This is a genomic window from Bradyrhizobium sp. 17 (genome assembly GCF_023073515.1).
GTDB classification, from domain to species: domain Bacteria; phylum Pseudomonadota; class Alphaproteobacteria; order Rhizobiales; family Xanthobacteraceae; genus Bradyrhizobium; species Bradyrhizobium canariense_D.
Map to the genome: position 1 here is coordinate 76618 of NZ_JADPJQ010000095.1, position 15011 is coordinate 91628.

A 15011-nucleotide genomic window follows, 5' to 3' on the forward strand; every position below is an offset into this window, starting at 1 on the left:
AGGCGTCGAAGCTCGCCACCTCTCGTCCGGCAAGCGGCTGCGACATGGGCTGCAGTGCAACCAGCAGGGGCGGGCATGACGCCTGCGCAGGGTGCGAGGAGCCTTTCGATCTTGCGCGCCCTGTCGGCCTGTCCTACGCCAGCTCCGAGCAAAATTTCGCGAAGCTGCGAAACGCATCGCCAAAGCCTTGAGGGAGCCGTCATGACCATTCGCAACGCCCGCACCGGGGGCCAGATCCTGATCGATCAGCTCGTCGCCCAGGGCGTCGAGCGCGTCACCTGCGTGCCGGGCGAGAGCTATCTGGCGGCGCTGGACGCGCTGCACGACAGCCCGATCGACGTCATGATCTGCCGCGCCGAAGGCGGTGCGGCGATGATGGCGGAAGCCTATGGCAAGCTCACCGGGCGTCCCGGCATCTGCTTCGTCACCCGCGGCCCCGGCGCCACCAATGCGAGCCACGGCGTCCACATCGCGATGCAGGATTCCACGCCAATGATCCTGTTCGTCGGTCAGGTCGACACCGGCATGCGCGAGCGCGAGGCGTTTCAGGAACTCGACTACAAGGCGGTGTTCGGCACCATGGCGAAATGGGCGGTCGAGATCGATCGTCCCGACCGGATTCCGGAGTTGGTCGCGCGCGCTTTCCGCGTCGCCATGCAGGGCCGTCCCGGTCCCGTGGTGATCTCGCTGCCCGAGAACATGCTGACCGAGACCGCAGCCGTTGCGGACGCCATGCGCATCGAGCCGGCGGTGAGCTGGCCGGCGCCTGCCGATATCGAGCGCGTCGGCGCCATGCTTGCGAGCGCCAAGGCGCCGCTCGTCATTCTTGGCGGCTCGCGCTGGACGGATGAAGCGACCCGGAGCATCGCGCGCTTTGCCGAGCGGTTCGACCTGCCGGTCGCGACCTCCTTCCGCCGGGCCTCGCTGATCGACGCCGATCACTCGCATTATGCCGGCGATCTCGGCATCGGGCCGAGCCCGAGCCTGAAGGCGCGCCTCGACCACGCCGACGTCATTTTGCTGATCGGCGGCCGCATGTCGGAAATGCCGTCCTCATCCTACACGCTGCTCGACATTCCGACCCCGCGGCAGAAGCTGATCCACGTTCATCCCGGCTCGGAAGAGCTCGGCCGCATCTATCAGCCTGAGCTCGCGATCCAGGCCACGCCCGCCGCCTTCGCGGCCGCGGTCGAGACGCTGAAGCCGGCAGGCGCCGTTGCCTGGAAGGGCGAGGCCGCCAAGGCGCATGCCGACTATCTTGCCTGGACCGAAAAGGCGCGCGAGCTGCCGGGCACGTTCCAGTACGGCCAGGTCATGACCTGGCTGCGCGATCGCCTGCCCAAGGACGCGATCGTCTGCAACGGCGCCGGCAACTACGCCGGCTGGATCCATCGCCATCATCGCTTCCACAGCTTTGCCGCCCAGCTCGCGCCGACCTCGGGCTCGATGGGATATGGCGTGCCGGCGGCGGTGCTCGCGAAACGGCAATATCCGGATCGCACCGTTATCGCGTTCGCCGGCGACGGCTGCTTCCTGATGAACGGGCAGGAATTCGCGACTGCCGTGCAATACGATGCGCCGCTCGTCGTCATCATCGTCGACAATGCGCAATACGGCACCATCCGCATGCACCAGGAGCGCGACTATCCGGGACGCGTGGTCGGCACCCAGCTCAAGAACCCGGATTTTGCGATGTACGCAAAAGCGTTCGGCGGCCATGGCGAGCGCGTCGAGCGCACCGAAGAGTTCGCGCCGGCGTTCGAGCGTGCGCTCGCCTCGGGCAAGCCGTCGATCCTCCACTGCATCATCGATCCGCGCGCGATGTCGGTCGGCAAGGACTTCGCCCCTGCGGTGAAGGCTTAAGCGATGTCGGAGGGCCGCCACGTCGCCATCATCGGTGCCGGCGCGGTCGGCGTGATCAGCGCCATCGAGGCGCTGCGCGAGGGATATCGCGTCACGCTGATCGACGCCGGCGAGCCCGGTGGCGAACAGGCGGCGAGCTACGGCAATGCCGGCTGGCTCTCTTCGCATTCGGTAATCCCGCCGGCCGAGCCCGGTGTCTGGAAGAAGGTGCCGGGTTATCTGGTGGACCCGCTCGGGCCGCTCGCGATCCGCTGGTCTTATCTGCCGAAGGCGCTGCCCTGGCTGGTCAAATATCTGCTCTCGGGCTGGACCGAGGCGCGGGTCGAGACGACGGCCTTCGCGCTACGCGGCCTCCTGAAGGACGCGCCGCAGTTGCACAGGAAGCTCGCGGAGGAGGCGGGCGTCCCTGAATTGATCGAGCGTAACGGCGTGATGCATGTCTTCCCGTCACGCGGCAATTTCGACAACGATCTCGGTTGGCGCGTGCGCAAGCGCGTCGGCGTCGAATGGCTTGAGCTTTCGTCCGACGAGATGCGTCAACGCGAGCCGGATTTGCATCCGCGCTACACTTTTGGCGTGGTGGTGGAGGAGGCCGGGCGCTGCCGCGATCCCGGTGCCTATGTCGCGGCGCTCGCGCAACATGCCCTAGCAAGCGGCGCCAAGCTCGTGCGGGCCAAGGCAATTGGGCTGAAGCTATCCGGCAACAAGCTCGTGGCTGTCCTGACCGAGACCGGCGAGATTGCGTGCGATGCCGCGGTGATTGCCGCCGGTGCGCATTCGAAGCGGCTCACGGCGTCCATCGGCGATCCGCTGCCGCTTGAGACCGAGCGCGGCTATCACGTCATGATCGAGAATCCGGAATCGGGGCCGCGCAGCTCGATGATGGCCTCGGATGCGAAGATGGTGGTGAACTGGACCGACAAGGGTTTGCGCGCCGCCGGCACGGTCGAGATCGCCGGCCTCGAGGCCGCACCGAACTGGAAGCGCGCCGAGATCCTGCGCAACCATCTCGTCAGCATGTTCCCGAAACTGCCCACGGACATTCCGGCTTCGCGTATCAAGACCTGGTTCGGCCATCGGCCGAGCATGCCGGACGGACGTCCCTGCATCGGTTACGCGCGGGCCTCGCGTGACATCGTCTATGCCTTCGGCCACGGCCATATCGGCCTGGTCGGCTCGGCCCGCACCGGTCGTCTCGTCGCCCAGCTTCTGAGCGGCAAGCCGCCGGAAATTCCGCTCGCACCGTTTTCGCCCGATCGTTTTCTCTGAGATCGCATCATGACCGCTCCAGCCAACTCGTCCCCCCGAATAGCCCGCGGCGGCAAGGCCATCTATGGAGCGCCGCTCGGCATCCTGATGCTGGAGGCGCGCTTTCCCCGCATTCCCGGCGACATGGGCAACGGCACCACCTGGCCCTTCCCCGTGCTCTATCGTGTGGTGAGCGGGGCTTCGCCCGAGAAGGTGGTATTGAAGGGCGCCGCCGGTCTGCTGCCTGATTTCATCGACGCGGCAAAGGACCTGGTGCGGCTCGGGGCCGAGGCCATCACCACCAATTGCGGCTTCCTCTCGCTGTTCCAGAAGGAGATCGCGGCCGCGGTCGGCGTTCCCGTTGCGACCTCGTCACTGATGCAGGTGCCGTGGGTGCAGGCGACCTTGCCGCCGGGCAAGCGCGTTGGCCTCGTCACGGTATCCGGTTCGACCTTGACGCCGGCCCATCTCGCAGGCGCCGGCGTGCCGCTCGATACGCCGCTGGTCGGCACCGAGCACGGCAAGGAATTCTTCCGCGTCTTGATCAAGGCCGAGAAGGAGGACATGGACATTGCGCAGGCCGAACGTGATGTGGTCGAGGCCGGCAAGGAGCTGATCGCCAGGAACCCGGATGTCGGCGCGATCGTGCTGGAATGCACCAACATGCCGCCTTATGCAGCGGCGCTTCAGGCCGAGGTCGGATTGCCCGTCTACGATATCTATTCCATGATCACCTGGTTTCATGCCGGGCTGCGACCGCGCCAGTTTGGCTAGAGGTCGAGAAGTTGTCTATGACTCCTCTTCCTTCTCCCGTGCGGGAGAAGGTGGCGCGAAGCGCCGGATGAGGATATCTCTCCGCGCATATGGATGCGGATGAGTTCGCGGAGAGATACCCCTCACCCAAATGAGTTTGTATCTGTCAGCGGTGATGTCCTCTCCCGCAAGGGGAGAGGGCGCAGCCATGCGCATCGTGCGCTGTCCCACCGGCAGCGGAAGAGGCAGCTATACAATCCCTCGATACCTGATCGCGCCAGACGGTCAGAGCTTTGGCGCCTGAACATCGCTAGAGTGCCTCTCGAAATCCACGGAGACCAGCGGTGCACAGCCTTCAATCCAATCCCGACACGCGCGCAGACGATTGGCCGTCCGAGCTCTACCGCATCCTGAAAGCCGCCGACGTGCGGCAGATGTTCTACGTTCCCGATGCCGGTCACAGCCAGCTCATCCGCCTGTTCTCCGCCGACCGCGACGTCACCACCAACGTGCTGACGACGGAAGAGGAGGGCGTCGCCATCGCCGCAGGCGCCTGGCTCGGCGGCCAGCGTAGCGTGCTCTTGATGCAGTCGAGCGGGGTCGGCAATTGCATCAACATGCTGTCGCTGTCGGCGATCGGACGATTTCCACTGCTGATGCTGGTGACGATGCGCGGCGAATGGGCCGAGTTCAATCCCTGGCAGGTGCCGATGAGCCGTGCGACGCAGCCCTCGCTGGAAGCGATTGGTTTGAAGGTGATGCGCGCGGAGACGGCGGAGGATCTGGTCGAGACCGTGGAATCGGCCGCAGCGCTCGCCTACGATTCCGATCAGCAGATCGCGGTGCTGATCGGGCAACGCCTGATCGGCAAGAAGAAGTGGTGATGCCAATGCAAGCTCAGCTCGACCGCCGCGCCGCCGTCGCCGCGCTCCTGAAGAATCGCAAGGACACGCTGGTCGTGTCCGGCCTCGGCTCGCCGACCTATGATCTTCATTCGGTCGGCGACCATGACGGCAATTTCTATCTCTGGGGCGCCATGGGCGGCGCCGCGCTGATCGGGCTTGGCCTCGCGCAAGCCCAGCCGGGAAAGCGCGTCCTCGCTTTGACCGGGGATGGCGAGCAATTGATGGGCCTCGGCGGCATCGCCACCATCGGCGTCGCGCGCCCGCGCAATCTCGACATCGTCGTGATCGACAACCAGCATTTTGGCGAGACCGGTATGCAGGCCAGCCACACCGGGCGCGGCGTCGATCTCACTGCGATCGCTGTGGCCTGCGGCTTTGCCGCGACCGGGACCGTGCGGACGCTCGAGGAGGTGGAACGTCTGGCGACGCAGCTCGACGAGCCGGCCGATGGCCCGCGCCTTTTTGTCATCAAGGTTCTGGCCGAAAATCCGCCGCGCTCGCTACCCTCGCGCGATGCCGTCTTTATCAAGAACCGGTTCCGTGCTCATCTTAGCTTCGCGTCGGTCTGAGCCGGGTTTCTCGCCCGGCGACAGTCTGCTGTCGAAGCAGCTACTCTGGAGTGAGACCATGAAACTATCCGGCAAGGTCGCCGCCATCACCGGCGCGGCGCGCGGTATCGGCAAGGCTTGCGCAAAGCGATTCCTGGACGACGGCGTCAAGGTCGTCATCTCGGATGTCGATGCCGAGGGCTTGGCCGCGACGGCCGCCGAACTCGCGCGACCGGATGCCTTGCGCACTGTCGTCGGCAATGTCGCAAAGCGTGCCGATGTCGACCAGCTGGTCGCAACTGCCGCAAAAGAGTTCGGCCGGCTCGATATCATGGTCAACAATGCCGGCGTCGCTCGCAACCGGGACCTCCTGGAGATCTCCGAAGAAGAATTCGATGAAATCATCGGCATCAACCTGAAGGGCGCGTTCTTCGGCGTGCAGGCGGCGGCGAAGCAGATGATCGCGCAAGGCGGCGGCGGGGTCATCATCAACATGTCCTCGGTCAATGCACTGCTGGCAATCCCGGCGCTTGCGACCTACGCCATGTCCAAGGGCGGCATGAAGCAGCTCACCTCGGTCGCTGCCGTCGCACTCGCTCCGCACAATATTCGTGTCGTCGCGGTCGGGCCGGGCACGATTCTGACCGACATGGTGGCATCGTCCATCTACACCTCGGAAGATGCCCGCAAGACCGTGATGTCACGCACGCCGGCCGGCCGTGGCGGCGAGCCGAGCGAAGTTGCCTCCGTCGTCGCGTTTCTTGCGAGTGACGATGCGTCCTACATCACGGGGCAGACGATCTATCCAGATGGTGGGCGGTTGATTCTGAATTACACGGTGCCGGTGAAGTAGATCACTCCGCCGCAGCCGTCATCCCGTGACCCAGTCGTTTCGAAATGCCGCCCGCGCAATCGCGTAGCGCATGGGCGATCGGGCTGTCCCAGCGCGCGTCAAAAGTGCCTTCCGGCCCCATCGCGGTGATTACCAGCGCGACATGGCCGGAATGATCGAACACCGGCGCAGAGAATGCGTTGACGCCGGGCAGGGGGTCGCCGAGCGCGCGGGCGAGGCCGTGCTTGCGGACCTCTGTGAGCATCTCAGTGACCTTCGCGCCTTTCACGGCGCGCTTCGGATTATAGCCGACGCCATGACGATCGAGGCCGCTTTCGAGCGCGGCGTTGATCGTCTTCTCCGGCAGGAAGGCCGCAAAGGCGCGGCCCGTGGCCGTCTCCAGCAGTGCCATCACCGAGCCGGCGCGCATCACGATGTGAACGGGCTGGCCGGGTTCTTCGAGCTGCACCACGGTCGGGCCGTGCGTCCCCCACACCGCGAGCGAGACCGCATGCCCGATCTGACTTGCGAGCGCCGCGATCTTCGGTCCTGCGATGCGTACGCCGGATAGTCGGCGCAGGCTGATCAGGCCGAGCTCCAGCGCCAGCGCGCCGATCTCGTAACGGCCGGTGGTCTCGTCCTGCTCGATCAGGCCGATGCGGGAGAAGCTGGCGAGATAGGGATGCGCTTTGGCCGGCGTCATGCCGGCCTCGCGCGCGAGATCGCGCAGCATCATCGGCTCGCCGCATCTTGCAAGCGCGCGGAGCAATTCTCCGCCGACCTCGATCGACTGGATGCCGCGGCTCTCTCTTTTCATGCGCCTCCTGGCGTGGCTTACGCCGCGTTGCGCTTGGCGGCGCTGTCGGCGAGATGACGGCCGGCAATGTAGCCGAAGGTCAGCGCCGGCCCAAGCGTGATGCCGGCGCCCGGATAATTGCCGCCCATGATGCTCGCCATGTCGTTGCCGGCGGCATAGAGCCCGGGAATCACCCGTCCCTCCGCATCGAGCGCCCGCGCGTTCTCGTCGGTGACGATGCCGGCATAGGTGCCGAGATCGCCGACCACCATCTTGATGGCGTAGAACGGGCCGTTCTCGATCGGCGCGACGCAGGGGTTCGGGCCGTGCAGCGCATCGCCCTGGTAGCGGTTATAGGCCTTTGAGCCCTTGCCGAAGGCGGCGTCGTGTCCCTGTGGTGCGGTCGCATTGAACTGCTTGACGGTCTCGGTAAACGCGCTGGCATCGATACCCGCTTTTGCCGCGAGTGCCTCCAGTGTCTCGCCGCGCATGAGATATCCCGTCTTGAGGTGATGACCCAGCGGCATCGGGAACGGCGGCACGCAGCCGAGGCCGTATTTGCGCAGGGTCTGGTGATCGCAGACCAGGTACGCCGCGATCTCCTCGCCGGGTTTCGCCGCCTTGACCATGGCCTGGACGAAGTCGTGATAGGAATTGCCCTCGTTGGCAAAGCGCTTGCCGTCACGCATCACCGCGATCACACCGGGTTTGGCGCGGTCGATGAAATGCGGCATCACGCCGTGTGAGCCGTCCTTGCGCTTGGTGACCGAGACCGGGACCCAGGCTGCCGCGTTCGGCAGCCTGTCCTCGACATGTCCGCCGGCGCGTTCTGCGAGCCGCAGCCCATCGCCGGTGTTGCCGGTCGGTCCCGGCGAAAAATGCTCGTTCCCGGTCGGCGCGTGCGGGAACATCTTCTTGCGCCGTTCGACATCATGCGGGAAACCGCCGCAGGCGAGCACGACGCCTTGTCTCGCACGAATGCGGACGTCGCGTCCGTCGCGGGCGACAATGGCGCCCGTGACAGTGCCGTTCTCGACAGTGAGCTCGCGCACCGGCGAGGACAGCCACATCGGTATCTTCAGGTCCTGGGCCGATTTTGCCAGGCGCCCGGCGAGCGCATTGCCGTTGGTCAGCGTCATGCCGCGGCCATAGCGCAGTACGTCCATCAGATGCCGCGACAGGCGCTTTGCGACATAGACCGCCGAGCTTAGGGACTTCGTCGCGCGCATGAAATGGACGATGTCTTTGCCGGATCCGAGCATCATGCCGAATACGGTCAGCTCGGGCAGGGGCATGCCGAGGGTCTTGATCTGGTCGCCGAGTTCGCGGCCGTCGAACGGGCGCGCCACCATCGAACGACCACCCTGGGCGCCGCCGGGCGCCTCGGCGTGGTAGTCCGGGAACACCAGCGGCATGTCGAAACGGAGCGCCGTCTTGCTGGTGAAAAAATCGATCGCCTCGGGCCCGGCGCTCAGGAATGCATCGACGCGCGCGGCTTCAAAGTTGTTGCCGGCTTCGTGCCGCAGGTAAGTCCGCGCCTGCTCCGGTGTCTCCTCGATGCCGTAGGCCTTGGCCAGCGAGGTACCGGGAATCCAGAGCCAGCCGCCGGAGCGGGCGGTGGTGCCTCCGAAGCGCGGCTCCTTCTCGACGATCAGCACGTCGAGGCCGCGATAGCGCGCGGTGATGGCGGCCGACATGCCGGAGCAGCCCGATCCGGCCACGAGCACATCGCACTCGTAAGTCTCGTTGCGCTCGTTGCCGGTCATGCAGGCCTCACTTCTTGAGCAACGGACATTTCGACTCGGAGACCGGGCGGAAGGCGTCCTCGCCCTTCACCGTCTTGATGATCTCCAAATAATCCCACGGTTCCTTGGACTGCTCGGGTGTTTTCACCTTGGCGAGATACATGTCGCGAATGACGCGGCCGTCCTCGCGCAAGCGTCCGCCATGAACGAATGTATCCTCGATCGGCAGCTCGCGCATCTTGGCCATCGCCTTGGCGGGATCATCGGTGCCGGCGGCCTTGATGGCCTTGAGATAATGCAGCACCGAGCCGTAGACGCCGGTCTGAATCATGGTCGGCATCACCTTGGTGCGCTCGTAGAATTTCCGCGACCATGCGCGGGTCGCCTCGTCCATGTTCCAGTACGAGGCCGTGGTCATGTAGGTACCCTGCGCGGATTTGAGGCCGATCGCGTGGACATCGGTGTCGAACATCAGGAGGCCGACCAGCTTCTGGCCACCCTGCACCAGGCCGAACTCGCCGGACTGCTTGATGGCATTGTCGGTGTCCTGGCCCGCATTGGCGAAAGCGACGACGTCCGATTTCGAGCTTTGCGCCTGGAGTGCAAAGGACGAGAAATCGGCCGTATTGGTGGGGTGCTTCACGCCGCCCAAAACCTTGCCGCCCATCTCGTTGATGAAGCGCGTGGCATCCTTCTCGAGCTGCTGCCCGAAGGCGTAGTCGGCGGTGATGAAGTACCAGGATTTTCCGCCTTCCTTGATCACGGCGGAGGCCGTCACCTTCGACAGCGCGTAGGTATCGTAGGTGAAGTGCACGGTGTTCGGGCTGCAAAGCTCGTCGGTCAGCGAACTCGCGCCGGGCCCGGAGAGCAGCGCAATCTTGTTGCGCTCGCGCACCATATTGTGGACGGCGATCGCGATGCCGGAATTGGGGATGTCGACGACGGCATCGACCTTGCCGTTGTCGAACCAGCCGCGCACAATCTGCACGCCAACATCGGTCTTCATCTGGTGATCGGCGCTGATGATCTCGATCGGCTTGCCGAGCACGGTGGGCCCGAATTCCTCCAAGGCCATTTTCGCGGCCTCCACGGAGCCCGGCCCGCTGTTGTCGCGGCCCCAGCTCGACAGATCCGTCAGCACGCCGATCCGCACGGCGTCGTCGGAGATTTGCGCGTTCGCAACGGTGGTCATGGCAGCCGAAGTCATGGCCGCGAGCATGGCGCAGGCCAAAAACCCTCTCATCGTCGTTCCCTCTCGTTTATGGGCGCGCTTGGCGCGGCCGGTTATTGTGGCAGCAAGTTAGATATTAGCAAATAAGTTTGTCAATGGAGAATAAAGGCTCCGCGTCGTCTTGGCGAAGGCCGGGACCCATACCGCGTGATCTCTCGAAGTCGGGCGGTCGCAGTACCGGGGCGCCGGTCTTTGCCAAACTCCTCCCTGTGATTATGGGTCCCGGCCTTCGCCGGGACGACAGTGAGGAGGCAGTGGCGCGAAAATCTCGCATTCTGATCTTGGGAGAACTAACACTCCCGCAAGTTGCAACCGCCACAACGATTGGCCATCATGTCGCCCAGGAATCTTGGGGCGGATGGCAATGACGGCAGCATCGGGAGTCTCCACTGCGGCGGAGAAATCGACGACGGCGCATGTGGTGTGGGCAGCCGCGCTCGGCACCGCGATCGAGTGGTACGACTTCCTGATCTACGGCACGGCGGCGGCGCTCGTGCTGAACAAGCTGTTCTTCCCGAGTTTCGATCCCATGGTCGGCACGCTGGCGGCGTTCTCGACCTATGCGGTCGGCTTTGTCGCGCGGCCGATCGGCGGTGCGATCATCGGGCATTACGGCGACCGGCTCGGCCGCAAGAAGATGCTGGTCGCGACCATGTTCGCGATGGGACTGGGCACGTTCCTGATCGGTTGCCTGCCGACCTACAGCCAGATCGGCGTCTGGGCGCCAATCTTCCTCGTCATTTTGCGCTTCGTCCAGGGCATCGGGCTCGGTGGGGAGTGGAGCGGCGCGGTGGTCATGGTGGCCGAGCACGCCGGCAACCGCCGCGGCTTTTACGGCAGTCTGGTGCAGATCGGCTTCCCCGTCGGCGTCGCCGCGTCCACCGGCATTTTCGGTCTGATGACGCAGCTGCCCGAAGCGGACTTCCTGAGCTGGGGCTGGCGCGTGCCGTTTCTGATCAGCATCCTGCTCGTCGGTGTCGGCTTCATCGTGCGGCTGAAACTCGCGGAGACGCCGCACTTCAAGGAGGTGCTCGAGCGCAAGGAGGTGCTGGCGCAGCCGGTGCTGGAAGTCCTGCGCCGCGACTGGCGCAGCTTCCTGCTGGCGATCGGCATCACGGTGTCCGAAGTCGGGCTCGCTTATCTCCTCACTGTTTTCACCGTGGTCTATGCCACGACGCAGCTCGGCCTTCCGCGGCAGGTGATCCTCAACGCGGTGGTCTATGCCGCGCTCGTCGAGCTCGCGACGCTGCCCCTCGCAGGCTGGCTGTCCGACATCTTCGGCCGCAAAGCGCTGTATCTCGCCGGCGGCGTGTTCTCGGTGGCGCTGGCGTTTCCGTTGTTCTGGTTCCTCGACACCAGGGAGCCTGCGCTGATCACGCTCGCGCTCGTCGTGACGATGACACTGACGCATGCGCTGTTGTTCGGGCCGAAGGCGGCCTTCATGCCGGAGCTGTTCCGTACCCAGGTGCGCTATAGCGGCGCATCGCTGGGAGCCAACGTTGCCGCCGCGCTCAGTGGCGGCTTCTCGCCGCTGATTGCGACGGCACTGCTTGCATGGGCCGCCTCGTACCGGCCGGTGTCGGTGTATATCATCGCACTGTCGGTCATCACCATCATCGCAACGTTGATAGCGCCGGAGACCGCGCGGGACTCGCTCAGGTCCTGAGGGCCGCCTTCATCTTATGCGCGTTGCCAAAAGCCGGTGCAGCGGGGCGAATCATTAGCCGCGTTTATGCAGCGAATTTTTACTTCCAATTTTACTTCACGACCTCCCGCCCATAGCCTCCCTCGCAATTGATCACATCCGCAGCCGGTCAATGGCGACCGGTGCGCACGTTCATTGTAGCCAACGAGGGTTGCCATGCTTGACAGGGACAAGGGGACATCCACTGCCAATCCGGCGGGGACGAGCGACAAGTCTGCGAAAAAGCTGAGCAGGCGCACGCTGTTGAAGGGCGCCGCGGCGGTGGCCGGCGCGGCTGCAGGATCGGACGCGATCCGCGGATTCCCAACCATCTGGGCGCAGGAGATCAAGGACATCGAGCTGCGCCATGTCGGCGTGTCCTATTCGGTGGTGAAGGCGATCGGCGACCAGGCGGCCAAGGATCTCGGCTTCAAGGTGACGATGCAGAACCTCGACACTTCCGCCGCCATCAACCGCTTCATAAGCCAGCCAAATACGGTCGATATCGCCGATCTCGAGGGCTGGCAGGCCAAGCTCGCTGCCAAGCGCGGCGTGATCCAGGGCATCGAGGTCAAGAAGGTCAAGGAGTTCGACAACATCCTGCCGATCTTTACCAAGGGCGAGATCGACGGTCACAAGATCCCGCGCCAGGGCATCTCGCCCTACGAGGCCATGTATATCGCCAAGCCCGATTCGACCGATTTGAGCGACGGCGTGACCGAATGGGCGACCTTCCTGCCGCAGGTCTACAACGCCGACTCCATCGGCTATCGCCCCGACCTCGTCGGCCATGAAGTCACGGAATGGAAGGATCTGATCGATCCGAAATTCAAAGGCAAGGCCGCGATCCTCGACGTGCCCGCAATCGGCATCATGGACGCCGCGCTCTGCTTCGAAAGCGCCGGGCTGATCAAGTACGGAAACAAAGGCAACATGACCAAGGAGGAGATCGACTTCACCTGCAACAAGCTGATCGAGCTCAAGAAGCAGGGCCAGTTCCGCGCGACCTGGACCACCTTCGACCAGTCGGTGCAGCTGATGGCGGCGGGCGAAGTGGTCATCCAGTCGATGTGGTCGCCGGCGGTTGCCGCGGTACGCGTGAAGGAAATCCCCTGCGTCTACGCGCCGGTCAACATCAAGAACGGAAAGGAAGGCTATCGCGGCTGGTGCAACGGCATGGGCCTGATGAAACATCTCTCCGGCAGGAAGCTGGACGCGGCCTACGAATATCTCAACTGGTATCTGTCGGGCTGGCAGGGCGGTTTCGTCGCGCGCTACGGCTATTACAGCCCGGTCCCTTCGACTGCGAAGAAATTCCTCACGGCGGCCGAATGGGCGTTCTGGTACGAGGGCCAGCCCGCGCCCGAGGTGGTCAACGACCCCTATGGCGTGCCGATGGAGAAGAGCGGCACCAAGCGTGACGGCGGCTCGTTCCTCGACCGCGTCAAGAACATCTCCTGCTGGAACACGCTGATGGACGAAGCCGCCTACATGAACAAGCGCTGGAACGACTTCAAGGTGGCCTGAAACCTGCTTTCCCTGACGTGAACGAAGCGCCGGCGCGGCGATGCGCCGGTGCCAAATGACCGACTTCGAGGCGTTTGCCGACATGCAGCCAAGTCTTAGTCCAGCTCAAACCCCACCACGCGCAAATCTCGCCGGCTGGCTCTACGTGTCGCCGCTCGTGCTGGTGCTTGTACCGTTCTTCGTGGCGCCGATCCTGGTCGTGCTGGCCGCGAGCTTCTTCGCCACCGACGGCTTCGGCGGGCTGACGCCGGGCTTCACGCTCGCAAGCTATGTCGAGGTGCTGCATTCGGCGCTGACGCTGAAGCTGTATCTGGCGACGATCAAGTTCACGTTGCTGACCTGGATCTTCACGCTGATCATCGGCTTCTTCGTCGCATACTTCCTGGTTTTCCACGTCCGCAACCAACTACTGGCGATTGGCCTGTTCCTGCTCTGCACGGTGCCGTTCTGGACCTCGAACATCATCCGGATGATTTCCTGGATTCCGCTGCTCGGCAAGGAAGGCCTGATCAACCAGGCGCTGCTGGGACTCGGTGTGATCCGCCAGCCGCTTGAGGTGCTGCTGTTCTCCGACCTTGCGGTGGTCATCGCCTATGTCCATCAGCTCACCATTTTCATGATCGTGCCGATCTTCAATTCCATGGCACGGATCGACAAGAAGCTGATCGAGGCCGCGATCGATGCCGGCGCCAGTCGTTTCGACATCATGCGGCTGATCGTGGTGCCGATGTCCAAGAGCGGCATCGCCCTCGGCACCATCTTCGTCGTCTCGATCGTGATGGGCGATTTCTTCGTGGTCAAGGTGATGTCCGGCGGCGGCTCGGCCTCTGTGGTCAGCGCCTTCTACGAGGATGTCGGCGTGCTGCAATATCCGACCGCGGCGGCGAGCGCAGTATTGCTGACGCTGGTGCTGGTCGCGATCGTCTCGCTGATCCTGCGCACGGTCGACATCAGGCAGGAGATCACGCGATGAGTGCGGTTCTCGCCGACATGCCCAAGGCTGATGTGTCAAAGGCGATCGCGCCGGTGACAAAGGCGATTGCGCCGAGCAAGGGCGGTCGGCCGTGGACGTTCTATGTTCTGGCGACACTGTTCGCGTTCTATGTGATTGCGCTGTACGGCCCGATGTTCTGTATCTACGTCCTGTCGTTCCAGGACATCCGTGGCGGCCTCGTGTTCCCGATGAAGGGCACTTCGCTGCACTGGTTCGTCGATCTCTTCACCCAAGTGCGGACCGGCGACGTCAAGGGCTCGTTCGATCGTTCGATCAAGCTCGCGATCATCGTCACTATCATCACAGTGGTGGTGTCGTTCCTGGCCGGGCTCGGTTTTCGCAAGCGCTTTCGCGGCGACACCGTCGTGTTCTACATGATGATCGGCAGCCTGGTCGCACCGGGACTCGTGCTCGGCCTCGGTACCGGTCTGTTGTTCCAGGCCCTCGGCCTCAATGCGAGCTGGTACACCTCGGCGCTCGGCGCGCAACTGTCATGGACGCTGCCGTTCGGCGTGCTCGTGATGTTCGCGGTGATGTCGCGCTTCAACCACGTCTGGGAGGAGGCGGCCTACGACCTCGGCGCCAGCCGTTGGCAGTCGATCCGGCTGGTGATGATCCCGGTGCTGGCACCCGGCCTGGTGGCGGTCGCGCTGTTCGGCTTCACGCTCTCCTACGACGAGTTCGCCCGCAGCCTCCAGACCGCGGGCTCGCTCAACACGCTGCCGCTGGAGATCTGGAGCATGACGCTGAACGTCACCTCGCCTTCGCTCTATGCGCTCGGCACCGTGACTACCATCGTCTCCTTCATTGTCATCGGCGCGAGCCTGGGCAGCATCGTGCTGATCCAGAAGAAGCGCGGCAGCAGCACAAAGGGTTGAGCTGGGA

General features: G+C 64.2%; 13 protein-coding genes. 10 read left to right on the top strand and 3 right to left on the bottom strand.

Annotated features, from left to right (window positions below; genetic code table 11):
* The first annotated feature begins 201 nt into the window (after positions 1–201).
* From IVB13_RS17600 to IVB13_RS17625, 6 genes are all read left to right on the top strand, one after another.
* Positions 202–1863 carry a thiamine pyrophosphate-binding protein gene (locus tag IVB13_RS17600; protein ID WP_247295055.1) on the top strand — a complete coding sequence of 554 codons (1662 nt, stop codon included), beginning with the start codon at positions 202–204 and terminating at the stop codon, positions 1861–1863.
* Between the two features lie 3 nt (positions 1864–1866).
* Positions 1867–3132 carry an FAD-binding oxidoreductase gene (locus IVB13_RS17605; protein ID WP_085351932.1) on the top strand — a complete coding sequence of 422 codons (1266 nt, stop codon included), beginning with the start codon at positions 1867–1869 and terminating at the stop codon, positions 3130–3132.
* 9 nt (positions 3133–3141) lie between these two features.
* On the top strand, positions 3142–3885 hold the full coding sequence (locus IVB13_RS17610; RefSeq protein ID WP_085351931.1) for an aspartate/glutamate racemase family protein: 744 nt from the start codon (positions 3142–3144) through the stop codon (positions 3883–3885).
* Positions 3886–4208: 323 nt separating this feature from the next.
* Positions 4209–4748 carry a thiamine pyrophosphate-binding protein gene (locus IVB13_RS17615; protein WP_085351930.1) on the top strand — a complete coding sequence of 180 codons (540 nt, stop codon included), beginning with the start codon at positions 4209–4211 and terminating at the stop codon, positions 4746–4748.
* Positions 4748–5338: a thiamine pyrophosphate-dependent enzyme gene (locus IVB13_RS17620; RefSeq protein ID WP_143273367.1), complete on the top strand. Its 591-nt coding sequence runs from the start codon at positions 4748–4750 to the stop codon at positions 5336–5338. The genes IVB13_RS17615 and IVB13_RS17620 overlap by 1 nt, the downstream gene beginning before the upstream one ends.
* A 58-nt stretch (positions 5339–5396) precedes the next feature.
* Positions 5397–6170: an SDR family oxidoreductase gene (locus tag IVB13_RS17625; RefSeq protein ID WP_085351929.1), complete on the top strand. Its 774-nt coding sequence runs from the start codon at positions 5397–5399 to the stop codon at positions 6168–6170.
* A 1-nt stretch (position 6171) separates the two neighbouring features.
* On the opposite strand, the gene IVB13_RS17630 is transcribed toward IVB13_RS17625, so the two are convergent.
* Genes IVB13_RS17630 through IVB13_RS17640 form a run of 3 tightly spaced genes read right to left on the bottom strand, consistent with a single transcriptional unit; the run spans position 6172 to position 9933 of the window.
* A complete protein-coding gene (locus IVB13_RS17630) occupies positions 6172–6966 on the bottom strand; it encodes an IclR family transcriptional regulator (protein WP_085361518.1) in 795 nt (264 codons plus the stop codon).
* Positions 6967–6983: 17 nt separating this feature from the next.
* On the bottom strand, positions 6984–8711 hold the full coding sequence (locus tag IVB13_RS17635; protein WP_085385314.1) for an FAD-dependent oxidoreductase: 1728 nt from the start codon (positions 8709–8711) through the stop codon (positions 6984–6986).
* A gap of 7 nt (positions 8712–8718) precedes the next feature.
* On the bottom strand, positions 8719–9933 hold the full coding sequence (locus IVB13_RS17640) for an ABC transporter substrate-binding protein (protein ID WP_085351926.1): 1215 nt from the start codon (positions 9931–9933) through the stop codon (positions 8719–8721).
* Between the two features lie 352 nt (positions 9934–10285).
* Here IVB13_RS17640 and IVB13_RS17645 point away from each other — a divergent pair, with 352 nt between their 5' ends.
* From IVB13_RS17645 to IVB13_RS17660, 4 genes are all read left to right on the top strand, one after another.
* Positions 10286–11587, top strand: coding sequence for an MFS transporter (locus tag IVB13_RS17645; RefSeq protein WP_204512143.1), 1302 nt, complete (start codon positions 10286–10288; stop codon positions 11585–11587).
* A 195-nt stretch (positions 11588–11782) separates the two neighbouring features.
* Positions 11783–13132 (top strand): extracellular solute-binding protein, encoded by a 1350-nt coding sequence (locus IVB13_RS17650; RefSeq protein WP_247295053.1) that lies wholly within the window; start codon positions 11783–11785, stop codon positions 13130–13132.
* A 55-nt stretch (positions 13133–13187) separates the two neighbouring features.
* Positions 13188–14105 (top strand): ABC transporter permease, encoded by a 918-nt coding sequence (locus tag IVB13_RS17655; RefSeq protein ID WP_085361515.1) that lies wholly within the window; start codon positions 13188–13190, stop codon positions 14103–14105.
* Complete coding sequence (locus IVB13_RS17660) at positions 14102–15004, top strand: ABC transporter permease (RefSeq protein WP_018454025.1); 903 nt, start codon at positions 14102–14104, stop codon at positions 15002–15004. The genes IVB13_RS17655 and IVB13_RS17660 overlap by 4 nt, the downstream gene beginning before the upstream one ends.
* The last annotated feature ends 7 nt before the right edge of the window (positions 15005–15011 follow it).